We start from the raw sequence: 1,186 nt of genomic DNA, 5'->3' as shown, positions 1-1,186 counted from the left end.
GCAACACACTCATCAAACATTTCAGCAGGTGTTCTGAACCCCAGCGTCTTCCTGGGACGCTGGTTCAACTGCCTTGCAATCGCATCCAAGCTCTCCTGTGAGTAGCCCGACAGATCCAGGCCTTTGGGAAGGTACTGCCTGAGTAACCCGTTCGTGTTCTCGTTGGTGCCCCGTTGCCATGGATGGTGCGGGTCGCAGAAGTAGACCTGGATGTCGGTCGCCAACGTGAAGCGCTTGTGCCCCGCCATTTCCGAGCCGCGATCCCAGGTCAAGGAGCGGTAGAGCTCATGCGGCAGGCTCCTGGCATGTCTGGCTAGGGCCGCAGCCACGGTGTACGAGTCTTTGTCCACCAGCTTGACCAGCATCACATAGCGCGTGTGTCGCTCCACCAAGGTCGCGATCTGGCTATGAGCATCGCCGAACAGCAAGTCTCCTTCCCAATGCCCTGGCACGGCCCGATCTTCTATACAGGCCGGACGTTCGCTGATGGGGACGGCACCGACGATTCGGCCATGGATACTGGTCTTTTGCGTGTAGTGCCGTGAACGACGCATGCCTCTGGTGCGCCGCAAATGCTCCAGAAGCTCCTTCTTCAAAGCGCCCCGCGTCTGGACAAAGAGCGTGCGATAGATGGCTTCGTGGGACACCTGCATGCTCCTTTGCTCTGGGTAGGTCCGTTTGAGCCAACCGGCGATCTGCTCAGGCGACCATCGATGCTGCAGTTTGCCAGCCACGATCTGCGCCAGGGCTGGATTGCTCGCCAGCTTGCAAGGCTTGGGGCGGTGCGCACGCTCCCAGGCTGCTTCATCGGCGCGCGCAGCCCTGTAGCAACTCTTGCCACCGTTGCGGTGAAGCTCACGGCTGACAGTGGATGCAGCTCGCCCCAAGCGCGCGGCAACGCAGTGGATGGATTCGCCCGCAGCCAATGCCCGCGAGATCTCCTCGCGCTCAGCGAGAGTCAGTGCCAATCGTGATCGATGGCGCGCTGGCGGGCGGATTCCGCCGGTTGCGGCCAGGATGTTCTGAATGGAGGTATGTGGCCGATCGAACAGCTTGCCGATCTGGTGCAGGGTATCGCCCTTGCTCCAGCGATCCCACATCATCGCTTTCTGTGCTTCGGTGTAGTAGATCCGAGGTCGTTGCTTCATGGCCAGCACTCCTTGCGCCAGGTGCAGTCATTGTGTTG

The 1,186-nt window shown here is 60.6% G+C and carries 1 protein-coding gene; it reads right to left on the bottom strand.

Annotated features, from left to right (window positions below):
- Positions 1-1,148: IS30 family transposase (locus tag ACF8O7_RS05795; RefSeq protein WP_392442714.1), on the bottom strand; the 1,148-nt coding region annotated here is incomplete at its 3' end.
- Positions 1,149-1,186: the final 38 nt, after the last annotated feature.

Source organism: Delftia sp. WSY_16 (assembly GCF_043104415.1).
In the GTDB taxonomy this organism is placed as follows: domain Bacteria; phylum Pseudomonadota; class Gammaproteobacteria; order Burkholderiales; family Burkholderiaceae_C; genus Comamonas; species Comamonas tsuruhatensis.
The sequence above is the reverse complement of the archived record's forward strand: the minus strand, read 5'-3'. Positions and strand labels throughout refer to the sequence as shown.